12 protein-coding genes are annotated in these 22803 nt (G+C 41.0%); 6 read left to right on the forward strand and 6 right to left on the reverse strand.

Annotated elements, in window-relative coordinates:
- The first annotated feature begins 158 nt into the window (after positions 1-158).
- Both PIECOFPK_RS03435 and PIECOFPK_RS03440 read left to right on the forward strand, forming a co-directional pair.
- The gene (locus tag PIECOFPK_RS03435) at positions 159-3263 is read left to right on the forward strand and encodes a SusC/RagA family TonB-linked outer membrane protein (RefSeq protein WP_330975626.1); all 3105 of its coding nucleotides are present in this window, start codon (positions 159-161) and stop codon (positions 3261-3263) included.
- 12 nt (positions 3264-3275) lie between these two features.
- Positions 3276-5237, forward strand: a complete 1962-nt coding sequence (locus PIECOFPK_RS03440; protein ID WP_330975627.1) for a RagB/SusD family nutrient uptake outer membrane protein — start codon at positions 3276-3278, stop codon at positions 5235-5237.
- A 112-nt stretch (positions 5238-5349) separates the two neighbouring features.
- On the opposite strand, the gene PIECOFPK_RS03445 is transcribed toward PIECOFPK_RS03440, so the two are convergent.
- From PIECOFPK_RS03445 to xylA, 6 genes are all read right to left on the reverse strand, one after another.
- Positions 5350-6282, reverse strand: a complete 933-nt coding sequence (locus PIECOFPK_RS03445) for a DUF4434 domain-containing protein (RefSeq protein WP_409966514.1) — start codon at positions 6280-6282, stop codon at positions 5350-5352.
- A 69-nt stretch (positions 6283-6351) separates the two neighbouring features.
- Positions 6352-6501, reverse strand: coding sequence for a hypothetical protein (locus PIECOFPK_RS03450; protein WP_409966515.1), 150 nt, complete (start codon positions 6499-6501; stop codon positions 6352-6354).
- Between the two features lie 48 nt (positions 6502-6549).
- Entirely contained in the window at positions 6550-7977 is a 1428-nt protein-coding gene (locus PIECOFPK_RS03455) for a sodium:solute symporter family transporter (RefSeq protein ID WP_409966808.1), read from the reverse strand.
- Between the two features lie 21 nt (positions 7978-7998).
- The gene (locus tag PIECOFPK_RS03460) at positions 7999-8241 is read right to left on the reverse strand and encodes a hypothetical protein (RefSeq protein WP_330975630.1); all 243 of its coding nucleotides are present in this window, start codon (positions 8239-8241) and stop codon (positions 7999-8001) included.
- 517 nt (positions 8242-8758) lie between these two features.
- Positions 8759-10249: a xylulokinase gene (locus PIECOFPK_RS03465; RefSeq protein ID WP_409966516.1), complete on the reverse strand. Its 1491-nt coding sequence runs from the start codon at positions 10247-10249 to the stop codon at positions 8759-8761.
- A gap of 143 nt (positions 10250-10392) precedes the next feature.
- The gene (xylA, locus tag PIECOFPK_RS03470; protein WP_409966517.1) at positions 10393-11721 is read right to left on the reverse strand and encodes a xylose isomerase; all 1329 of its coding nucleotides are present in this window, start codon (positions 11719-11721) and stop codon (positions 10393-10395) included.
- Between the two features lie 232 nt (positions 11722-11953).
- Between xylA and PIECOFPK_RS03475 the strand changes: the two genes are divergently transcribed.
- The 4 genes from PIECOFPK_RS03475 (at position 11954) to PIECOFPK_RS03490 (ending at position 22787) form a co-directional block, all read left to right on the forward strand.
- Entirely contained in the window at positions 11954-14422 is a 2469-nt protein-coding gene (locus tag PIECOFPK_RS03475) for a glycosyl hydrolase family 95 catalytic domain-containing protein (protein WP_409966518.1), read from the forward strand.
- A 457-nt stretch (positions 14423-14879) separates the two neighbouring features.
- Entirely contained in the window at positions 14880-18038 is a 3159-nt protein-coding gene (locus PIECOFPK_RS03480; protein ID WP_409966519.1) for a SusC/RagA family TonB-linked outer membrane protein, read from the forward strand.
- A 12-nt stretch (positions 18039-18050) separates the two neighbouring features.
- Complete coding sequence (locus PIECOFPK_RS03485) at positions 18051-19934, forward strand: RagB/SusD family nutrient uptake outer membrane protein (RefSeq protein ID WP_409966520.1); 1884 nt, start codon at positions 18051-18053, stop codon at positions 19932-19934.
- Between the two features lie 21 nt (positions 19935-19955).
- Positions 19956-22787, forward strand: coding sequence for a SusC/RagA family TonB-linked outer membrane protein (locus PIECOFPK_RS03490; RefSeq protein ID WP_330975636.1), 2832 nt, complete (start codon positions 19956-19958; stop codon positions 22785-22787).
- Positions 22788-22803: the final 16 nt, after the last annotated feature.

Genomic DNA, 22803 nt, shown 5'->3' on the forward strand with positions numbered 1-22803 from the left:
ATTGGTGTCTTTGCGAATTGGAACTATGGATACAGTAAATTAGGGAATTTTTGTTTATCGGTCGCTTTTGACGTTAAAAAATATGGATTTTTAAAGAGCTAACACCCTCTATAAAGGATTTTTATGAAATCGTTTAACTAACATTTAAAACCATAGCTATGCAAAGATTGCTTGACATTTCTCAGATGCTATCTGCAAGCCAAAGGCGGGGGCATCGTATGCGGCTACTGTCGTGCTTATTGACCTTCATATGTCTTTTTGGATTCAATGAAGCTTTTGCACAAAGAGTCATAAAGTTGACCGGTAGGGTAACTGATGAACAGGGGCAGGCAATACCCCGGGCGTCGATACAAGTAAAAGGAACCAATACCGGAACTATAGCCAATTCTCAGGGATATTTTGAAATTAGTGCTCCGGCCAATGCTGTGCTGGTGGCATCTTCTGTGGGTTATGCAACACAGGAAAAAGAAATTAATAACCAGTCGGTTATTGATTTTATACTTGTGAAAACAGCATCTGATGAGGATGCTGTAGTGGTGATTGGTTACGGTAATCAACGTAAAGAAGCCGTAACAGGTTCTGTTGCCTCAATTAGTGGTAAGGCCTTAACCGAAGTGCCAGCGGCTAACATTTCCCAATCTTTACAAGGACGTTTGCCGGGTATTGAGTTGTCTCAGACTTCCAGTAGACCGGGCGCTACCATGCAAATTCGTATCAGGGGTACTCGTTCATTGAATGCTAGCAACGATCCTTTGATTGTGTTGGATGGAATTCCTTTTGCAGGTTCTATAGCCGACATCAATCCTAATGATGTAAAAAGTATTGATATCTTGAAAGATGCTTCGGCTACTGCTATCTATGGATCTCGTGGTGCCAACGGTGTGATATTAATTACAACGAATAAAGGAGACAGGGGCGCTAAAGCCAGAGTGACTTATTCTGCTTATCATGCAGCGCAAACAGTTTTTGCTAAGTTTCCCATGATGAACGGTCCGGAGTTCGTTGCACTTCGAAAGGCTGCGGGTTTATATACGAATGGTGTGGATGAGGCTGATGATGTAGATGTGGACTGGCAGGATCTGCTGTACAGGACAGGTTATATTACCAGTCATGATGTAAATCTTAGTGGAGGAACTTCCACCGGTAGTTACAACTTTGGATTGGGATATTATCAAAACCAAGGAGTGATACCTACTCAACAATATAAGCGTTATTCTTTACGTGCAACAATAGATCAACAGATCGGAAAATATTTCAGAGTAGGGTTTACTTCCAACAGTAATCACAATCGTAGCGAAGGTAATCAGTTAGGTCTTTATACAACATTATCAACCACACCTATAGCCAATCCTTACAACGAGGATGGATCTTTAAAGAGAACGGTAAGAATGCCTCTGGATGAGCATTTCGTAACTACCAGAGGAGTGGTAGAAGGACTTCGTGACCAGTGGTTAAGTGAAAACAAAGGGTTTGCAACCTATAATGCTATCTATGGTGAGGTACGTATTCCTTGGGTGACTGGATTGAAATTTCGCACTAATCTGGGATTGGATTATATGCACACACATACCGGTGACTATACCGGCGAAGGTATAAACAGTGCTAATCCCACCACTCCCTCCAGCGCGGGTATCAGTAACTCCAAAACCTATCACTGGACTATTGAAAATATTCTCTCATATGACCGCACTTTCGCGGGTAAGCACAACTTAAATGTGGTGGCTTTGTACTCTGCAGAGCAAAGTACTTATGACCGCTCATCTATGTCGGCTAGAGATATTCCGGCAGATGCTTTCCGTTATTTTAATCTAGGTCATGCAACAGGAGAAATTACTGTAAGCCCTGACGGACAGGATTACCAACAATGGGGATTGCTTTCGTACATGGGTCGTGTAATGTACTCCTACGATAATCGTTACATGATTTCTGCAACCCTGCGTTCAGATGGTTCTTCTCGTCTGGCACCTGGCAAAAAATGGCATACTTATCCTGCCGTATCTGTGGGTTGGAATATTTCTAATGAATCCTTCATGCAGAATGTATCGGCTATTAATAACTTAAAGTTGCGTCTGGGTTACGGACAAACTTCCAATCAGTCTATTGCTCCTTATGCAACACTGGGACGTTTGGCAACACGTCCGTATAACTTCGGTCCTGATACTTATGCTGTGGGATACTATGTTTCTATCCTTCCCAACCCGAATCTGGGATGGGAGTACTCGCTCACCTGGAACTATGGTTTGGACTTCTCTTTATTTAATAACCGTTTGTCCGGTACAGTTGAATATTATGTTACCAATACTAAGGACATCTTGTTAAACGTGAGTCTGCCAAATACTTCCGGTGTGAACAGCTATACTGCTAATATAGGCGAAACTCAAAACAAGGGTATTGAAGTAAGTCTGAATGGAAAAATTCTGGATAATAGAAATGGTTGGACATGGGAAGCCGGAGTGAACTTCTATGCTAATAAAAACAAACTTGTAAAACTTGCATCCGGACAAACTCGTGACGAAGGTAACGCATGGTTCGTAGGTCATAACATTAATGCCATTTTTGATTATGAAAGAATCGGTTTATGGCAAGAAGATGATCCTCACTTGACGCTATATGAGCCAGGAGGTAATGTGGGTATGATTAAAGTAAGATATACCGGCGATTACAATGCTGATGGTACTCCTGTTAGACCTATTGGTCCTGATGACCGTCAGATTATGGATGTGGATCCTAAGTTTCAGGGAGGTTTTAATACACGCGTATCTTATAAAGGATTTGACTTAAGTACTGTGGCTTTCTTCAGAAGTGGCGGTATTCTGGTAAGTACCCTTCATGGTTCTTCAGGTTATCTGAACTTGATGACAGGACGTCGAAACAACGTAAAAGTGGATTATTGGACTCCTGAAAATCCGAACGCAAAATATCCTAAGCCCGGAGGTATCTTAAGTGGTGATAACCCGAAATATGGAAGCACACTGGGATACTTTGACGGAGGCTTCTTGAAATTCCGTACAATTAGTTTGGGATATGACTTTAACTACAGCGTGTTAAAGAACTCAGATGTGAGACTGAGAATGTACTTTACTGTACAAAATCCATTCGTGATGTTCTCTCCGTTCCACAAAGAAACCGGAATGGATCCTGAAACCAACTCTTACGGAAACGAGAACTCTGCTGTAGCTTCTTATCCAAGACGGATTTTGACAATTGGAACTAACAGTCCTGCAACAAGAAACTATGTGCTGGGTCTTAACTTAACTTTCTAAAAAATGAGAATTATGAAAAAGATTCATATAAAAAAGTGTATTGCTTCCTTGACATTGCTGTCGGTACTTTTAACAGCATGCACAAAGATTTTGGAAGAACAGCCGCGCAGTATTTTCGAGCCCGGTTTCTTTAAAACAGAAAAAGGGGTAATGGGGGGTCTTACTTCACTATATGCCCACTTGCGCTGGCTTTATGGTCAGGCCTATTATTATAACTCTTGTCTAACCGGTACGGATGAAGCTACCTGGGGCCAAAGTGCTGACGGTAACTTCTTGGACATGGATATGACCAATGTAGGTAGAGTTTCAGCTACCAGTTATCCTATAAGCATTGTATGGTCTACTGTTTTCTCGAATATCAATACTGCCAGTGGTATTATTGAAAACGCCGCAGAGGTAGGTATTTCTGATGCTCTAATTGCTGAGGCTAAATTTTTCAGAGCATTCGATTACTTCCTATTAGTACAAACTTATGGGGGCGTACCGCTGGATTTAGGTGCCGGCGAACTGAAATTTAATACAGCGCCTACCAGAACCTCTGTTAGAAATACTGTTCCGGAAGTGTATACTAAGGCGATTTTCCCAGATTTAAGGGATGCTGTTAGAGATTTACCGGCAGTAGGACGTGTAACGGGTGGTGTTACTAAAACAGTAGCTCGTTTGTATCTGGCTAAGGCTTATCTTACCTATGCATGGTGGCTGGAAAACCCCAACAATATTCCTACTTACCCCGAAACTCCTAGGGTAGATCCGGATGGACATGACGCTCAATGGTATTTCCAACAGGCCTATAATGTTGCGGTAGAAGCGATTAACGATCCGGGTCCTTTCGGTTTGCAACCTACTTTCTATGATTTGCATTTAGGTTCCAATGACCGCAATAATGAAATACTCTTATACGCCGATCATACCGAAAATAGTGAGTATTACAACGGTGGAAGTCTGACTTTCGGTAGCGGTGGAGCTCCTGACAACTTTGCTGTATGGATGCTTACTTGGAACTATACCAATATTCGAAGCAGTACTTCCAATACTTCATGGCAGCCGGTAAGCTCAGTACAGAGAGAAGCTGCGCAAGCCCTAGGTCGTCCTTGGGTACGTATGGCACCACCCATCGAAGTATTTACAAGAACATTTGCGGATAAAACCAAAGACTCTCGTTATGACGGGACATTTGTAACCACATACCGCGGTAACTGGCATTTGCAAGGAACCGGTCTAACCAACGTTCCTGTGCTATATAACGCCAATTACCTGCCGGTACAACCAGGAGATGCTATTCTTACCTTCCTTGACGAAGAACCGGCTACTCCTATTGATTACTCTAATTCTGTTTTCAGAAGTAATGTAGGTGCAGGTGTATTGCCCGGAAGAGCCGATTTCGTAATAGGACCTAATGCAATTAGCCGTCTGAGATATCCGGGCTTGTGGAAGCTGGGTACTTATCGTACCGATAACAATGGTGGTTTGGGACAGCCCAACGCTGGTTTGACTCGTCCGTTCAACATCGCTAAGTTCTCCGAGTTGTACTTTATCGCGGCTGAAGCTGCTGTAAAAGGAGCTACCACTCAAGCCGGTAAAACTGCAAGAGATTTGATCAATGTGATTCGTGCTCGTGCGGGTAAATGGCGCTGGCATAACAATGGTAATGTTGAAAAAATTGAGGATAATAGCGCTGCCATGGTAGCTGCCACACCCACAACCATTACCATTGATTATATTCTTGAAGAACGTTCTCGCGAATATTTCGGCGAAGGATATCGTTGGTACGATTTAGTGCGTACTCAGAAATGGGCTGATGTGGCTACAACCTATACCATTTGCGGCCCAGGTGAGCAAGACACTATTCCGGTTACATTTACTCGTAATATTCAGCCTTATCATTACTTAAGGCCCATACCACAGGGACAGCTGGATGGAATGGAAATGTCTCCGGAAGATAAACAACGTTATCAAAATCCTGGTTATAACTAATCGTTGTATAAAGAGCTTACGTTTAAGCAGTAACTCCCTCTCTATCCACTACGCTGAGATTCTTCTCGGGTGTAGTGGATTTTTTGTTTTACATCCATCTTCAATATGTATCCTAGAAGCTTTGTATATACTCTTTATATCGGTTGAACAAATGCCCTGCTTGCAGATAAGCCGATTGTGGGCTCATAAAATGTGAAAACTCAAATGTTATAGCCTTATCGTAGCCGGCTTTACGTGCTGCTTCCAATTTTAATCGCAGTTTTTCAAATTTGATTGGTAAAAACTTGATCGGCATATCTCGGTCGAAAGTTTCAGCATTGGTCCAGCACTTTAGGCCATATTTATCGGCCATCGCTTTATTTACACGGAAGAAATCTTCCAGCTCGTGATAGTCGATATGCCCATCTTGAAAAGCTACAGCGTCCACTGCGTCTTTGATTCCGTCGAGTATTTCACTCCATTCTTTTTCATGCTCTGCCAGTGAAATAGCATCTTCTCTAGTTAGAGCCGAAGACGCGGCAAGCACCGCTTTCTTCCCATCTATCCAAGGCGATATTAGCGTGGGCAAACCATTGCTAATGCTTTTGCATTGTTCTCCAAGCGTTCGAAATGCTTCAATTGAGCCTTTAGTACGCCGGCTGATTTCCATACAGAGATACCATCCTTTAAATGCAGGGGAATGTCCGTATTGGTTCCACACTTCATCTATCACATATCGGTTGCTATCGATTTCCTCGGTTAGGTCTCCGGTATCCCAATATTTTCCGCTGTCGTATAAACCAAAGTAAAAATTCATTCCATATTTTTCCGATAAACCGAGAAACATATCAACGAGATCAACGGGAGGGTGGTAACATCCATGTCGTTCCATCAAGAATTTTGAAGGATAGGTGATAAATCTTCTATAACCCGATCGAATCAAGATCACCGTATCTATTCCAATTTGCTTCATATAGGAGAAGTCCTTATCCCACTCATCTCTACCCCAATTTTGATGAGGGATATCGTGGCTTATCTCGTCAAGAAATGTTCCGGTAATTTTCATAAATATTTTTTTAAATATACCGACCGTGACGGTTATGACAATAATATATTAATTCTGTGGGTTTGTGACTTACACGATTTCTTTTTTAACTTTTGTTAGTTGCGATGTGCTTGATATTGCACTCCAATCTTCATCAGCTTCTTTAAGTCGATCCCACCAAAATCTCTTCAAAATCCAAGTAGAAACAATCAATATCAGAGACCAAATCAGTGCTTCCATATTTTTTCTGATCATAAAATAGATGGGAATGACTACCTGAGCCATTTGTCACACGATCCCTACGAGTACGTTGAATGTATCGCGACTAAAATCACGATTCATTTTGAAATTTGGATCTTCCGTCATTACTTCTCGACGTATGGGGCTCCATAATCCCCAAGGACGTGTGGTTTTGTAAAACTCTTTAACTGCCTCTCTATTTTCCAATGGCTTAATATAAGTACCGATAATACAACCGATTGTCGAAAAAACTAAGATGATTGGAAAGAAATAGATATCGACGATATCAGGAAAGACGAATAGTTTGATAGTAGATCCGATCAAACCAAACAACATTCCGTAAAAGTATCCATAGCCTGAGAACCGCCACCAAATCCATTTTAATACATTAGCAGCGGCATAACCTCCATATAAGGCCGAAGTAATCCATAGCGTGATTTTATTGAGAGAGCCCCCATTTAATCCGAAAATAATACCCATAGCTACCAGAATTATGGACGCCCAAATACTGATACGAATGTATTTCTCGTTTGAAGCTTTAGGATTGATATATTTCTTATAAATATCGTTAACTACATAAGCCGGAGCAGCATTGACAAATGCGGAAAAAGTTCCCATAAATGCTGCTAGCAAACCGGCAAGCAACAATCCTTTTAATCCGATTGGGATATATTTTGAAATGGCTAAGGGAAGCACCTTTTCAAAATCAATATTCGCCCCCATAGCGTTCAACTCTGGGCCAAGATATACCAGGCCGATAACTCCAAAAGCAGCAACCATTAAGTATCTGGGGATATACATTACCGCAATGGTTAAAGCACTCATTCTGGCGGCATCGGATGGTTTCTGGGTCGATAACACCCTTTGCATGTCACAACTTGGAACAGGTCCTGCAAGAGATGCAAATACGCCTTTAAATAGCATCATCATGAATAGCAATCCGAACCACTCAAACCCATCGGATTTTATTTTTTCGTTAACAGCCGGATAAGGAGTAGCGCTCCAATCTAGTTCTAAGTTCCATCCAAACCACAGATTCGCCCACCCCTCTGGTATCACAGCATTAATCTGGTCGGAAGTAACTGAAGTATATCCTATGTAAGCGACCATCAATGCCGAAATAGTCATTATGACGAACTGAGCTACTTCTGTTGCGACAACGCTGTACATGTCGCCTTTAATCGTATAAAGTGTTGTTAGTATGCAGATAATTAGGGCATACATTTTTTCTGATGAAATCGTCATTTCGCTTAGGGTAAGCGTTAAGTCCCACGGAAGAATGGAAGTGCAAAACTTTCCTATACCCTGAAACAAATAAGCGATAAAGCCAATAACACTGATAACTGCAAAGGTCACCACAATGATATGTGAAAGACGTGCGCCTTTTCCGTCACCGAATCGATAAGTAATCCATTGTGCTCCGGTCATGGTATTGGAGCGCCGCATCCAGATTGCTAAAAAAACGAACACAAACACCTGATTCCAAACGGGCCACAACTAGGGAATCCAAGCGCTCTTTAGTCCGTAAATAAAAAGAATACTTACTGTCCACATAGTGCCGGAAATGTCAAACATGCCTGAGGCATTACTCAAACCCAGGTAGTACCACTTCATGCTATTGCTACCTAGGAAGTACGATTGAAGATCCTTGGAGGCTTTTCGAGAAATGTAGAAACCAAGCGAAATAATTCCTATGATATAAACTAAAATAATCAATATGTCCAGAGGACTTAAATTCATAAAAGCACTTTTTAATTACGCCGATAAAGAGTTGTCTTACCTGCAATCGCCATTATCCTGACCCTCCGTTTATAAGTACGACAGTTTTGATTACTTCAAGATCTGCACTACAATTTCAGGTCATCAAAAATAGCTTTTATCCCAATCAAATGCCGAACAGTGGTAGTAGAAGAATTTGGTAAGGCGTTTATATACTGGATAGTACGAGAAATACGCATTTTTCGGCTGTTCGACTAGGGGCATTGATCCACATACCATGTTTACCGCGCATATTATTCGAACAGTTATCATGATGATGTGTCGGTGACTTAATTGAAGCAATGGAGGAAAAAACCGGAGAAGAGATTAATTCATTTAGTTTTAAAAATTGTGGTTAGGGAGGGAGTGCAATCTTTTACGATCAAGAAAAATATTTTACCGGCAGCTTTGAATAAGATTGGCCTTTGATTCAAGATTATACAAATAAAAGAGGCAATCGAAAGATTGCCTCTTTTATGGTTGTTTTTGTATTTTAGAATTATTTCTCGGCCTCTGTTTGCAAACGCTGCATCAATAAGGCTTTCCAATCTTGGTATAAGTCATTATAAAGTGCAGTTTGAGTAGGCTGAATTACTTGTAGCACTTGTTGATTTTTAAAGGCTTCTGCAGTATTTTTGAAATATCCAACGCCTATTCCTGCACCAATAGCGGCACCTACGCTACCATCGCAGTCGTACAGTTCCACAGGAATATTGGTAGCATTTACAAACGCTTCTGTAAATACAGGACTTAAAAACATGTTGGCTCTGCTGGCACGTATTACAGAAGGTGTCATACCGTTGCTACGCATAATGTCCAGTCCGTATCGGAAAGAAAAGGCAATACCTTCCTGTGCTGCACGAATAACGTGTGCCTGTGTATGCTTGTTTAAATCGATATGATAAAAATGAGTACCGATGATTTTATTGTTCAGCATGCGTTCGGCCCCGTTACCAAATGGCAATACAAATAAGCCGTTGCTGCCCGGTTTTACGGAGGCCGCCATTTCATTCATATCGGGGTAAGAAAGATTGCCTACCAAATTTTTTACCCATCGGTTAAGTATGCCTGTTCCGTTTATACAAAGCAATACGCCGATGCGGTTAAGCGTATCTGTATAATTTACGTGAGCAAAGCTATTGATGCGACTTTCCAAATCGTACGTAAGCTGGTCGCTGATGCCGTAAATCACGCCCGATGTTCCTGCCGTTGCGGCTACTTCGCCCGGTTCGAGTACGTTCAAGGATAACGCATTGTTAGGCTGGTCACCGGCTTTGTAAGACACGGGAATGCCTGGTTCTAAGGATAATTCATCTGCTACGGATGGGCACAACTGCCCGTGTTCTGCAAATACATTTTTTATTTCAGGGATGATGTGGTTATCAAATCCGAAATATTGCATTACCGCTTCCGAAAGGGCATGTGTTTTGAAATTCCAAAAAATGCCTTCGGATAAAGCCGAGGGAGTAGTAGTGCTTTGTCCTGTAAGTCTTTGAGCGATAAAGTCGCCAGGTAGCATGATTTTATCAATCTTCTCAAACAATGAAGGTTCATGTTCTTTTACCCAGGCTAGTTTAGCTGCGGTAAAATTACCCGGAGAGTTCAACAGTTCTGATAAACATTTTTCTTTACCCAATTCTTCTAATGCCTTTTCTCCGTAAGGTACCGCTCGGCTGTCGCACCATATAATGCTATTGCGCAGTACTTTATTTTCTTTATCCAATAAAACGAGGCCATGCATCTGATACGAGATACCAATGGCTCCAATATCGCTTTTATTGTATTTACCTTGTTGGTGGAGCTTTTGAATGGCGCATTTGACATCATTCCACCAGCGTTCGGGCGATTGCTCGGCCCAGCCCTGTTGTAGAGAGATAATCTCACGCTCGGTTTCAGGATATTGTGCTGATGCAAGCGTTTGTTGTGTTGCGGCATCTACTACCGAAACTTTTATGGAAGAGGTGCCCACATCTATGCCTAGTAGCAACATAGTTTTAAGTTATGGGTTTGAAATATCACGATTGTGGGAATAGCCCCAATTGTTATAGGTGTTATCACGTTTGTTGTATTATAAAGTAACGTCTGTACACCGGATGGGCACAGACGTTACAATCCTTTAGTTATGTCGGCAGATTAGATATATCTGTTGATTAAATTTTCCAGATATTCTTGTCTTCCACTAACTAATGGGGGTTCTCCTACTTCTATAGCGTACTGACGCAGATCTTCCAGTGTCAGTTTACCTTCTTCAAATTCCTTGCCTTTTCCGCTGTCGAAAGAAGCATAACGTTCTTTACGCAGTTTAAGGTAATCTGTATTATTGATGATTTTATCTGCTGTAATCAAAGCGCGGGCGAAAGTATCCATTCCTCCGATATGAGCGTAGAATATATCCAATGGGTCGGTAGAATTACGTCTAATTTTTGCATCGAAATTAATACCCCCACCTTGCAGGCCACCTGCTTCGAGGAAAATCAGCATTGCTTCTGTAAGTTCGTAAATATTGTTGGGGAACTGATCGGTATCCCAGCCGTTCTGATAGTCGCCTCGGTTTGCATCCAGAGAACCTAATACACCATTATCTGCAGCTACTTGTAATTCATGCTGGAAAGTATGCCCGGCTAATGTAGCATGGTTTACCTCAATATTTACCTTAAAGTCGTCTAACAAACCCCATTGTCTTAAAAAGCCCACTACGGTTTCGGTATCATAATCGTATTGATGTTTAGTAGGCTCCATGGGTTTAGGCTCGATAAGAAACACGCCTTTAAAACCATTGCGGCGTCCATATTCTTTAGCGGTATGTAAAAAGCGCGCCAGATGCTCTTTTTCACGCTTCATGTTAGTGTTTAGCAAAGTCATATAACCTTCGCGGCCACCCCAAAACACATAAGCATCACCACCAAGTTCAATTGTTGCATCAATGGCGTTTTTTACTTGTGCAGCAGCGTGTGCTAGTACGCTGAACTCCGGATTGGTGGAAGCTCCGTTCATATAACGTGGATTAGAGAACACATTGGCTGTTCCCCAAAGAAGCTTTACCCCACTAGCTTTCTGTTTTTCTTTAGCGTACGCTACCATTGTCTGCAATCTTCTATCGTTTTCTCTAACGTCGCTCGTGTGGTCCACAACATCCACATCATGAAAACAGTAATAAGGTATGTTCATTTTAGTGATGAACTCAAAAGCCGCATCCATCTTGTCTTTTGCGCGCTCTATGGGGTCTGATTTTTGGTTCCAAACATAAAAATGAGTTCCTGTTCCAAAAGGATCATTTCCATCGTTGACAAAAGAATGCCAATATGCGCAAGCAAACTTGAAATGTTCTTTTAATGTCTTTCCTGCTACAACTTTGTTTTCATCATACCAGCGAAATGCAAGCGGATTATCGCTTTCAGGGCCTTCATATTGAATTTTTTTCACCCCCGGAAAGTATTCTTTCTCGCCCAGAAGAATGTTCATCTTATTTGATTTTATGTTGAAAATAATTATGGTTTAGCAATGTTAAGAAAAAAAATGTAACCGATTGCAAAAAATGTTGTATTTGATTGCAAAACTTGGCTCGAAAATACGAATAATATTAGGTTTATTTTTTTCAAATGATTGATATTTTAAAATTTATACAGAAGTTTGTGTTGAATGTTTAAATGTGCTTGGAATTAAACAGGTTACATTTTTTTAATCAAAAATGAATATGAGATACTTCTTTTTATTATTAATTGTATGCCGATGTTTTTATAGTACGGCCCAGTCCGATCATTATTTAAAGTTATGGTATGATCAGCCTTCTGGCAAAATATGGGAAAATGCATTGCCTATAGGCAACGGAAAGCTGGGCGCCATGGTATACGGCAATGTGGAAGAAGAGATCGTTCAACTCAATGAGCATACTTTGTGGAGCGGAAGTCCTTATCGCAACGATAATCCGCAAGCGCTTACTGAATTAGATAATATTCGGAAACTGGTATTTGAGGGTAGATACAAGGATGCTGAACAGCTGGCTAATAGGGCTATTATCAGTAAAACTTCTCATGGGCAAATTTTTCTACCGGCGGGTGAGCTTCGGCTGCAATTTCCAGGACATGAGGGGTATAAGAATTATTACCGCGAACTAGATATTGATAAAGCCGTAGCCACCATTACTTACAACATTAATGGTGTTAACTATAAACGCGAAGTATTTGCTTCCCTGCCTCGAAAGATAGTGGTAGTGCGTATTACAGCAGACAAGCCGGCTCAATTATCGCTGCAAGCTGCTTATAATACTCCTATTCCAGGGGCTACAGTAAAAGCAGATGCTCAACAGATAACTTTTGCCGGTACGGTAATCGGACACGAACAAATTGAAGGAAAGCTAAAATACAAAGGGATCATTCAAATGAAGGCTGATGGTGGTCGCTATTCAGCTACTGATAGCACCATTAACCTTACCGGAGCTAATGCCGTTACATTTTATATTTCCATTGCTACAAATTATAAAAACTATAAAGACTTGTCGGACGATAAGCACAGTAAAGCACAATACTATCTCGATCAAGTAAAAAACCGCTCCTATGAACAATTGTTGAAGGAGCATATTGAAGCCTATCAACGTTACTTTCATCGTGTAAAACTTGACTTAGGGTTTACGGATGCTGTTAAGCTTCCTACGGATGTGCGATTGGAACAGTTTGCCCATACGTACGATCCGCAGTTTGCCGCGTTGTACTTTCAGTTTGGAAGGTATTTATTGATAAGCAGTTCACAGCCCGGCGGACAGCCGGCCAATCTGCAAGGTATCTGGAATCATCGTCTATACCCATCATGGGATAGCAAGTATACTATTAATATTAATGCTGAAATGAATTACTGGCCGGCTGAGCGTACGAATCTTTCAGAATTACACGAACCGCTGTTGCAAATGGTAAAAGAGCTTTCAGAAACCGGACAGCAAACTGCCCGTGATATGTATGGCGCAAGAGGTTGGATGGCACATCATAATACAGATTTGTGGCGTGCTACCGGAGCTGTAGATGGCGCATTCTGGGGGGCTTGGGTAAATGGGGGCGGTTGGTTAAGCCAGCACCTGTGGGAGCATTATCTCTACGGTGGTGATAAGAAATTTCTTAAATCTGTATATCCTATATTAAAAGGGGCAGCGCTGTTTTATGTAGATATGTTGATAGCGCATCCTCAATACAAATGGTTAGTGATTTGTCCGGATCAGTCTCCCGAAAACGCTCCGGCAGCACATCAGGGTTCTTCCATTCATGCAGGAGTTACGATGACCAATCAGATAATATTCGATGTATTTTCATCAGTTATTGATGCTGCTAGCATTTTGCAAGTAGACAAACTGTTTGCGGATAGTCTGCGCGATCTAAGATCTCGGTTGGCTCCTATGCATATCGGCAAGCACGGTCAACTGCAGGAGTGGCTGGATGATGTGGATGATCCTAACGATAAGCATCGGCATATCTCGCATTTGTATGGACTATTTCCGTCTAATCAGATATCTGCAACCAGGACTCCGGAATTATTCAGCGCAGCACGCACCACGCTTATACACAGAGGTGATATCTCTACGGGCTGGAGTATGGGATGGAAAGTAAACTGGTGGGCTAAAATGCTCGATGGTAATCATGCTTATAAACTCATTCAAAACCAATTATCACCAGTGGGAGCAAATCGAGGAGGTGGAGGTACCTATAATAATCTTTTTGATGCACATCCGCCTTTTCAGATCGATGGCAATTTTGGCTGTACCTCGGGTATCGCAGAGATGTTGCTGCAAAGCGATGATGGATGTGTGCATGTATTGCCGGCACTTCCGGATGTGTGGAAAGCTAAGGGCTCTGTAAGCGGATTACGTGCCAGAGGAGGCTTTGAAATTGTTGAAATGGAATGGCAGGATGGGCGGGTTATACGCTTGAAGGTTAAATCACATTTGGGAGGGCAATTACGCTTGAAGCTTCCCAATGCAATAAGACTGGCTAATGGTAAAAAGCTGGCTACTGCTAAAGGTCCCAATCTGAATCCTTTTTATAAAACCCCCGAAGTGCCTAAGCCTATAATTAGCGATAAAGCCCAGTTGACCATACCAGAAAAAAGGGGGGATTATTACCTCTACGACATACCTACTCGTAAGGGTGAATTTTATGTTTTTGAAGTCGAAAAATTGTAAAATTGACAAATAAAAAGGGTTTTTTTGAAAAAAAATTAGCAATCGGTTTAATCCAAAATTCTGATATAAAATATTAAAAATCATATAATAATATATTATTCTAAAATAAATTAAAAAAAAATTCAGAAATCTGTTGCAATATTCAAAAACGAAATATTAACTTAGCGTTAAGAAGAAGGGAATATCTTCTTAAACGATTAGTTTGTTCAAAACTTAAAACCAATAGTTGCGTTTCGATTGAGTTTTGTTGGGAGAGATTGTTTGCTAAGCTTGTCTGAATGAAGCGTGTGCCATTGAATCTAAAAAATGATTGTTTGAGATGAAAAGACTGCTGAAAATTCGATACCATAACTAGGATCTTCCATCATTTTGCTCAATATAAGTTATATGCCTCAAGGTACTATGCTTTGCCTGAAGGGTACATGTCAACATAATAAAATGTTATACATCAATCGATATGGAAAGAAGTCACGCTATCTGTAATAGAAGTGGTTCATTATTCGGAACCCATGCATCATTTTATAAAAAAATGATGACGCTGATAATGCTGTTTATGTTTTGGGGCATTACAGTTTTTGCTCAGGACTCTATGATTATTACTGGTAGGGTTTTGTCCGAAAACAATGAGCCTATTTCTGGAGCCAGTATTACTGAGGATGGAACTAACGCTTACACCATTAGCCTGCAGGATGGAACTTTTAGAATACAAGTTAAAAGCGACAATCCGAAGCTGATGATTACCAACGTAGGTTATGAGCCACTGCTCCTAAATGTTAAGAAGGAAGAGTTTTCCAATCTGGTGGTTCGTTTGAGAATTAACCCGCAGGCTATGGAAAATGTAGTGGTAGTGGGTTATGGTGAACAAAAGAAAGAAAGTGTAGTAGGTGCTATTACACAAACCACCGGAGAGGTTTTACAGCGAGCAGGTGGGGTGACCAACTTGGGTATGGCCCTTACAGGTAACCTGCCTGGTGTTGTTACTATATCTTCTACCGGTATGCCTGGTGCAGAAGATCCTCAGATTCTGATTCGTGCACAGACTTCTTGGAATAACAGTGCTCCCTTGATACTTGTAGATGGTGTGGAAAGATCTATTAGCTCTATCGACATCGCATCGGTGCAAACTGTGTCGGTATTAAAGGATGCGTCCGCCACAGCTGTATTTGGGGTAAAAGGTGCAAATGGTGTAATACTTATTACTACCAAGCAAGGTGCAAAAGGAAAGGCGAATATTGAGATTCGCTCCAACATGACAGCCAAAATGGCTTCAAAACTACCGGAGAAATATGATTCTTATGACGCCTTATCTCTGAAAAATCAGGTAATTGAGCGTGAACTGAGGCTGGTACCCGGAGGATGGACAGCTTATAAGCCTTACGCTATATTAGATAAATATCGTAATCCCGCAACTCCCGAAGAAAGAGACAGATATCCCAATGTTGACTGGGTGGATGCCTTGTTCAAGGATGTTGCTTGGTCTAATAATACTAGCGCAAACGTTTCCGGTGGTACCAACTTTGTAACATACTTTGCAGGAGTAGACTTTGTATACGAAGGAGACTTGTTCAAAACATTTCAGAACGGTAGAGGTTATAATGCTGGATACGGTTATACACGTTTGAACGCGCGTAGTAACTTAGACTTTAATCTTACCAAGACTACCAAATTTTCAACCAAACTATTTGGTTCGAATGGTGTAAGAAAAGTGCCTTGGAACGCATCCGACGGCGATGCTACTTTCTGGGCATCAGCCTATCGTACCTCACCAGATGCCATGTGGCCGATATATTCCGACGGTACTTGGGGTTGGTATGCTCCAAGAAATGCCGATGTTCCTAACTCGGTATACCTCCTTGCTATGTCGGGAGTGGAGAAAAGAACTCGAACACAACTTACTACAGACTTTATTTTGACGCAAGATTTATCCATGATCACCAAAGGTCTCAGTATTAGAGGTAACCTGTCCATGGATAACATATTCCAGGAAGTAGGAAGGGGTATTAATGACTTATATAATAATGCGCAGCGCAAATGGGTAGATCCCGAAACCGGAACTATAATGTATGAGCAGCAGATCAATAGTGGTACACAGCTTGACTTTACGGATGGTGTGAAATGGTCTAGCGAATCCGGAAGAATGAATATGGGCGCTACCTACAGACGTATCAACTACTCTGCAAGAATTAACTATGCCAGAAAGTTCGGAGTGCACGATGTAGGTGCTATGGGATTGGTACAAAGAGAAAAATATGCGACCGGTAGTGAGTTTTTCCACTACAGAGAAGACTGGGTGTTTAGAGTTACTTATAACTATGCCAGCAGATACTTCTTCGAAGCAAACGGCGCGTATAACGGTTCTGAAAAATTCGGTCCGGATTATCGCTTTGCATTCTTCCCTTCGCTCTCTCTGGGATGGATGTTGACCAACGAAAAATTCATGGAGAATGTAGAATTTCTGAATACATTTAAAATAAGAGGTTCGTGGGGTTTGATAGGGGATGATAATGTAAGCGGAAGATGGTTGTATGCCGATCAGTGGACTTACGGTGGTAATGCTGTAATGGGTCCGGTACCATCAAACACTCCCTACACTTTTTATCGCATCAGTACACTTGGTAATCCTTTCATCTCATGGGAAACAGTGGAAAAACGCAATATAGGTGTGGATTATAGCTTCTTGCGTGGTAAGATATCAGGTAGTTTTGACTACTTCTCTGATGACAGAAGGGATATTATCATCGGCGGAAATTCTCGTGCTATTCCTTCTTATTTCGGTGTGACTGCTCCCAGCGCTAATCTGGGTCGTGTAAAAGCTAACGGTTACGAGTTTGAAATCAGATTAACGCATTCCTTTGCTAACGGACTAAGAGCATGGGTGAATGCCAACTTTACACACGCAAAGAACAAAGTAATATTTAGAGATTCACCACAATTATTACCTGCTTATCAAAAAACCGAAGGATATCCTATCGGACAAACAAGAGCATTTCTTGATTATGGATTCCTCACATCTTGGGATGATGTATATGCAAGTACTCCTCGTACTTCAAACAACAATAATAAACTACCAGGTGATTTCAATATTATCGACTTTAATGGCGATGGTGTTATTGATGATTACGACAGAGCGCCATATATGTATCCATCAAATCCACAAAATACCTATAGCCCTTCATTGGGTATAGACTGGAAAGGCTGGAATCTGTTCCTTCAGTTTTATGGTGTGAACAATGTTACACGTGAAGTAGCATTCCCCACATTCCACTCTACTTCTAACGTAGCCTATGTAGAAGGTACTTACTGGACAGTGCAAAGAGGAGGTGATATTCCTTATCCTCGCTGGTCTACCATCTTAGGTGGCGAAGCAGTAGGAACAAGATATCTGTATGATGGTTCTTATTTAAGGCTTAAGAATGCAGAGATAGGATATACTATTAGTGGTAAGGCAATTAACAGATTGGGCGTACAGAAATGTAAAATTTATTTGAACGGTAGCAATCTGTTTCTTTGGACTAAGATGCCGGATGATCGTGAATCCAACTTCAGTGGTAGCTCCAGCTTTGGTGCTTACCCGACTCTGCGACGCTTCAATTTTGGTATAGATATAACCCTATAAACGAACTGATATATGAAACAATATTTATCGACATTATATCTGGTGGTTTGTGCTTTCGTAATTACAGTGAGCTTTAATGCATGTACAAAATATCTTGATAAAGCACCCCAGAGTGACATTGATGAAACTGAACCATTCAAAAACTTTGTGAACTTTCAAGGTTTTGTAGAAGAATTGTATAACTGTATTCCCTTAGTAAGTTCCGCTGACTATCATAACAACTGGAACTTTGGTGAGGAAGAGCTATGGGAACTTGGTGAAACTCGTCTTTTTGCTGAAGCGGTTGACCAAGGTGATTATTGGGGATGGCAAACCCGTTATTACAGTTATTTTAAAACAGGTGGCGATCCGGTTTCTAACAACAGATTTGAGAAAAACAAAATGTGGGGTTTATCCTGGTATGCCATCAGGAAAGCAAATGTGGGTATTGCTAATCTGGATAAACTAACTGATGCTACTCAAGAAGAAAAAAATCTTATTGCGGGTCAGTTATATTTCTTCAGAGGTTGGTTCCATTTCATGATTATGCAATATTGGGGAGGATTGCCTTACGTGGATGAAGCACTTCCTACTGATAAACCTTTGACATTGCCCCGCCTTAATTATCATGAAACAGCGGAAAAAGCTGCTGCAGACTTCCGTACAGCAGCGGATTTGTTGCCTGTAGACTGGGATCAAACTGATAGAGGAAGACAGACATTAGGTAACAATAATTTCCGTCCTAATAAAATCATGGCACTGGCTTACTTAGGTAAAAACTATTTGTGGGCTGGAAGTCCATTAATGAACAAAGAGTCTACCGGTTCTGAATCGTATAATATAGAGTATTGTAAAAAGGCTGCTGATGCATTTGCTCAAGCGCTGCAGCTCACAGAGAGCACCAATCGTTATGAGTTGGCCAACTTCTCTCAATACACACAATTATTCTACACCTTTAATCAAAGCGGAAGATTACCCGGATTAAAAGAGGCCATATTTGTTGAGAACTTGGCTGAAAGTGGAGGTCGCTGGCGTTGGAATCAGGTGAACGATTTCAGACCCATGACTATTAATGGTTCAGGTATTAAAGTATATCCCACCGCAAACTATGTCGACTATTACGGTATGGCGAATGGCTTGCCAATTGTGGATCCTGAGTCTCCAGATCCTGAGTCAGGTTATGACCCTGAGTATCCATGGAAGGGAAGAGATCCTAGATTCTATCACGATATCATGGTGGATGGGGAGAAATGTGTAAGTAATGGTGGTTTAGTAGGTAATGATGAGTATAGACAATATGCAAGTCTGTTTACCGGTGGTTTATATCGTACAGCAAACAGTAATAAAGCCGTACGAACCGGTTATATGAACTCCAAGTTTACATCTAAGCTTCTGAACGACTGGGAAGGTTACAATGAAAACAATGTTTTTGTATTAAGCTTTATGCGTCTAGCCGATGTTTATTTAATGTATGCAGAAGCCACTGCGGTAGGTTATGGTACTCCACAAAGCAAGGCTGCTGGTTATCATCTTTCGGCCGTAGATGCTGTAAATAAAATCAGAGAAAGAGCAGGTGTAGGTTATGTGCATTCAAAATTCCTGAATACTACTGAAAACTTCTTATCAGAGTTGCGTAGAGAGCGTGCTGTGGAATTAGCTTTCGAAGGCCATCGTTTTGTAGACTTACGCAGATGGTTGTTATTAACCAAACGTCCTTATACACTGAAGAAGGCTGTTGAGTTTGACAGAGGCATGCCCAACCAGCAAGTATATGCTGATCCTCACAATGCAAGAGTATTGAATTTCAGAGAAACAATACTGTTAGAAAGACAGCTGTCTGACAAACATTATTGGTTCCCGTTCCTTCAGTCAGACGCAAATATGTATGAAGGTTTTAAACAAAATCCCGGTTGGTAATTATTTAAATATAGATAAATAATGAAGAAAAATACTATTATAGGTTCCGCTCTGCTTGCATTATCTATATTCAGTGCAGTGAGCACCCATGCGCAGGTAAATTCCGATAGCACGGTGAATGTTGCATTTGGGCAAGTTCAAAGAGAAGACCTGTTAGGGGGAGTTTCAACCATTGATGTTGAAGAACTGCTTAAGAAAAATTATGCTGTTTACAGCCTCGATAATGTGCAAAGTTTTATAGGAGGGTTTACCGGTAATGTATGGGGGCAAGGTGCTCTAGTACTGGTGGATGGTGTTCCTAGAAGCGCAGCAGATATAAGACTGGTAGAGGTATCGAAGATTACCATAATGAAAGGTGCAAGCAGTGTGGCTTTGTACGGTAGTAACGGAGCAAAAGGTGTTATATTAATTACAACAAAAAGAGGCGCCATAAAGCCACTTACTATAGATGTACGGGCCAATACAGGTATTTATACACCGAAGTCATATCCTGTTTATCTGAATGCAGCAGAGTATATGACCTTATTTAATGAGGCTTCTAGAAACGATGGTATTGCAGAGCGTTACTCTCAGGAGCTTATATATAATACTGCAAGCGGCAAAAATCCTTACCGATATCCGGATGTTTCTTTTTTCACTTCAGAGTATTTGCGCAAAGCTTATTCAAGATCAGATATTACAGCTGAGATATCGGGCGGTAATGAAAAAGCTCGCTATTACAACAATATTGGGCTATCTTATAACAATGATATCCTGAAGTTTGGGGATACAAAGAATAACCATAATATACAGCTGAATGTAAGGTCCAATGTGGATATGAATCTTAACAAATGGCTTTCGGCACATACTGATGCGGTGGCGGTAATTACTAATGGTTATGCAGGACGTGGAGACTTCTGGGGGGCGGCTGCAACGCTGCGTCCTAACTGGTTCTCTCCCTTTATTCCTATCGATATGCTGGATCCCATGAATACAAACATCCAGAACATGGTACAAAGCAGCAGGAAAATTATCGATGGAAAGTATCTCCTAGGAGGAACCTCTACTGATCAAACTAATACATTTGCCGACATGCTGGTGGCTGGTTATATTAAAACCAAAAACCGCAGGTTCATGTTCAATGTAGGAGCAACAGCCGATTTGGGAGCTGTGTTGAAAGGGCTCTCCTTTAGCACCACTTACAGCATGGATTACAGCTCACTTTATACAGAAGGATTTCGGGAGAACTATGCCGTGTACGAGCCTACCTGGAATACTATCGATGGTGTAGAAATGATCACCAACTTAGTTAAGTACAATAATGATCAGAACTCTACTAACGAATTTATTGGTGAAACCAGATATACACAAACTAATAGCTTAAGAGCTCAGTTTGATTATAAAAATACTTTTTCTAATGTGCACAATGTTGCGGCTTCTCTTATAGGTTGGGGTTATACATCTTATATTACTGCTGATGAAAACCATGGTAGCAGTACTTATCAGCCTATAAGAAATGCCAATGCTGGTTTGCAAGTAGGGTATAACTATAAACATAGATACTACTTTGATTTTACAGGCGCATTAGTGCATTCTGCAAAATTAGCTCCTGGCAACAGGTTGGGCTTCTCGCCTACTGTCACATTGGGGTGGCGCATCAGTGACGAAGACTTCTTCCAAAACAGTTTATCTTTTGTCGACGATCTGAAATTGGTGGCATCCTACGCATCTCTGAAACAGGATATCGATATAGCGAATTATTATATGTATCAGGGATACTTTAAGGATGATGCGGGTTGGTATACCTGGCGTGATGGTGTTGCAGGTGGATGGACTACCGGATCGGTTCAGGGAGAAAACTTGGGATTGGATTTTATAAAAAGAAATGAATTCAGAGTAGGACTGAATATGGCACTATTCAAAAACCTGCTTACTGTAGATGCAAACTATTTCTTGCAGAACACTAACGGTTTGCTGACACAAGGTTCATCTACTATCTTCCCCTCTTATTTCTCTAACTGGGACTTTTCATTCTTACCTTACCTAAACTATAACAACGACAGAAGAACCGGAGTTGATTATACAATCAACTTCAATAACAGAATAGGAGAGGTGTATTACTCTTTAGGTTTTGCGGGCATGTTCTATAATTCTAAGGCAATCAAAAGAGATGAGGTATATGCCGATGCTTATCAGAATAGAACCGGTAAACCACTGGATGCTTACTGGGGATATATTGCCGAAGGATTGTTTAAAAACCAAGCTGATATTGACAACCACGCGAAACAAACATTTGGTGATGTGAAACCAGGTGATATAAAATATAAAGATGTAAACGGAGATGGTGTTGTGGATACCAGAGACCAGGTAAACCTGGGTAAAAACGGATGGGCTGTATCTCCTTTCACATATGGTATCAATCTTACTTTAAAATGGAGAAGACTTACCCTATTTGCATTGGGTAGTGGACAGTCCGGTGCCATTGGATTTAAAAATACTTCCTATTACTGGGTAAGGGGTAATGATAAGTATTCCGAGGTGGTATTAGGTCGCAGTATTATTGAGCAGAATGCAGGCGGAGAATGGGAACTGGTTAAGGAAGGTACTTATCCTCGTCTTACCACCACTAACAACAGTAATAATTTCCAAAACTCCACCTACTGGATGTATAAGAACAACAGATTTAATTTGAACCGTGTACAGCTTACATATGACTTCGGAACATTCAACAACTCATTTGTAAAAGGATTGAGTGTGTATGTACATGGAGATAACCTGTTGGTGATTTCGAAGGAAAGAAAGATGATGGAAATGAATATTGGTTCAGCTCCTCAATATAGGTTCTACAACTTAGGGTTTAAAGCTACTTTCTAATTAGAAATGTTAAACG

The sequence above is a fragment of the Chitinophagaceae bacterium C216 genome (genome assembly GCA_028485475.2).
GTDB lineage: Bacteria > Bacteroidota > Bacteroidia > Chitinophagales > Chitinophagaceae > Niabella > Niabella composti.

Coding starts and splice junctions, on each gene's coding strand:
- PIECOFPK_RS03435 (WP_330975626.1), top strand. CDS start 159: ATGCAAAGATTGCTTGACATTTCTCAGATGCTATCTGCAAGCCAAAGG.
- PIECOFPK_RS03440 (WP_330975627.1), top strand. CDS start 3,276: ATGAAAAAGATTCATATAAAAAAGTGTATTGCTTCCTTGACATTGCTG.
- PIECOFPK_RS03445 (WP_409966514.1), bottom strand. CDS start 6,282: ATGAAAATTACCGGAACATTTCTTGACGAGATAAGCCACGATATCCCT.
- PIECOFPK_RS03450 (WP_409966515.1), bottom strand. CDS start 6,501: ATGGAAGCACTGATTTGGTCTCTGATATTGATTGTTTCTACTTGGATT.
- PIECOFPK_RS03460 (WP_330975630.1), bottom strand. CDS start 8,241: ATGAATTTAAGTCCTCTGGACATATTGATTATTTTAGTTTATATCATA.
- PIECOFPK_RS03465 (WP_409966516.1), bottom strand. CDS start 10,249: ATGTTGCTACTAGGCATAGATGTGGGCACCTCTTCCATAAAAGTTTCG.
- xylA (WP_409966517.1), bottom strand. CDS start 11,721: ATGAACATTCTTCTGGGCGAGAAAGAATACTTTCCGGGGGTGAAAAAA.
- PIECOFPK_RS03475 (WP_409966518.1), top strand. CDS start 11,954: ATGAGATACTTCTTTTTATTATTAATTGTATGCCGATGTTTTTATAGT.
- PIECOFPK_RS03480 (WP_409966519.1), top strand. CDS start 14,880: ATGGAAAGAAGTCACGCTATCTGTAATAGAAGTGGTTCATTATTCGGA.
- PIECOFPK_RS03485 (WP_409966520.1), top strand. CDS start 18,051: ATGAAACAATATTTATCGACATTATATCTGGTGGTTTGTGCTTTCGTA.
- PIECOFPK_RS03490 (WP_330975636.1), top strand. CDS start 19,956: ATGAAGAAAAATACTATTATAGGTTCCGCTCTGCTTGCATTATCTATA.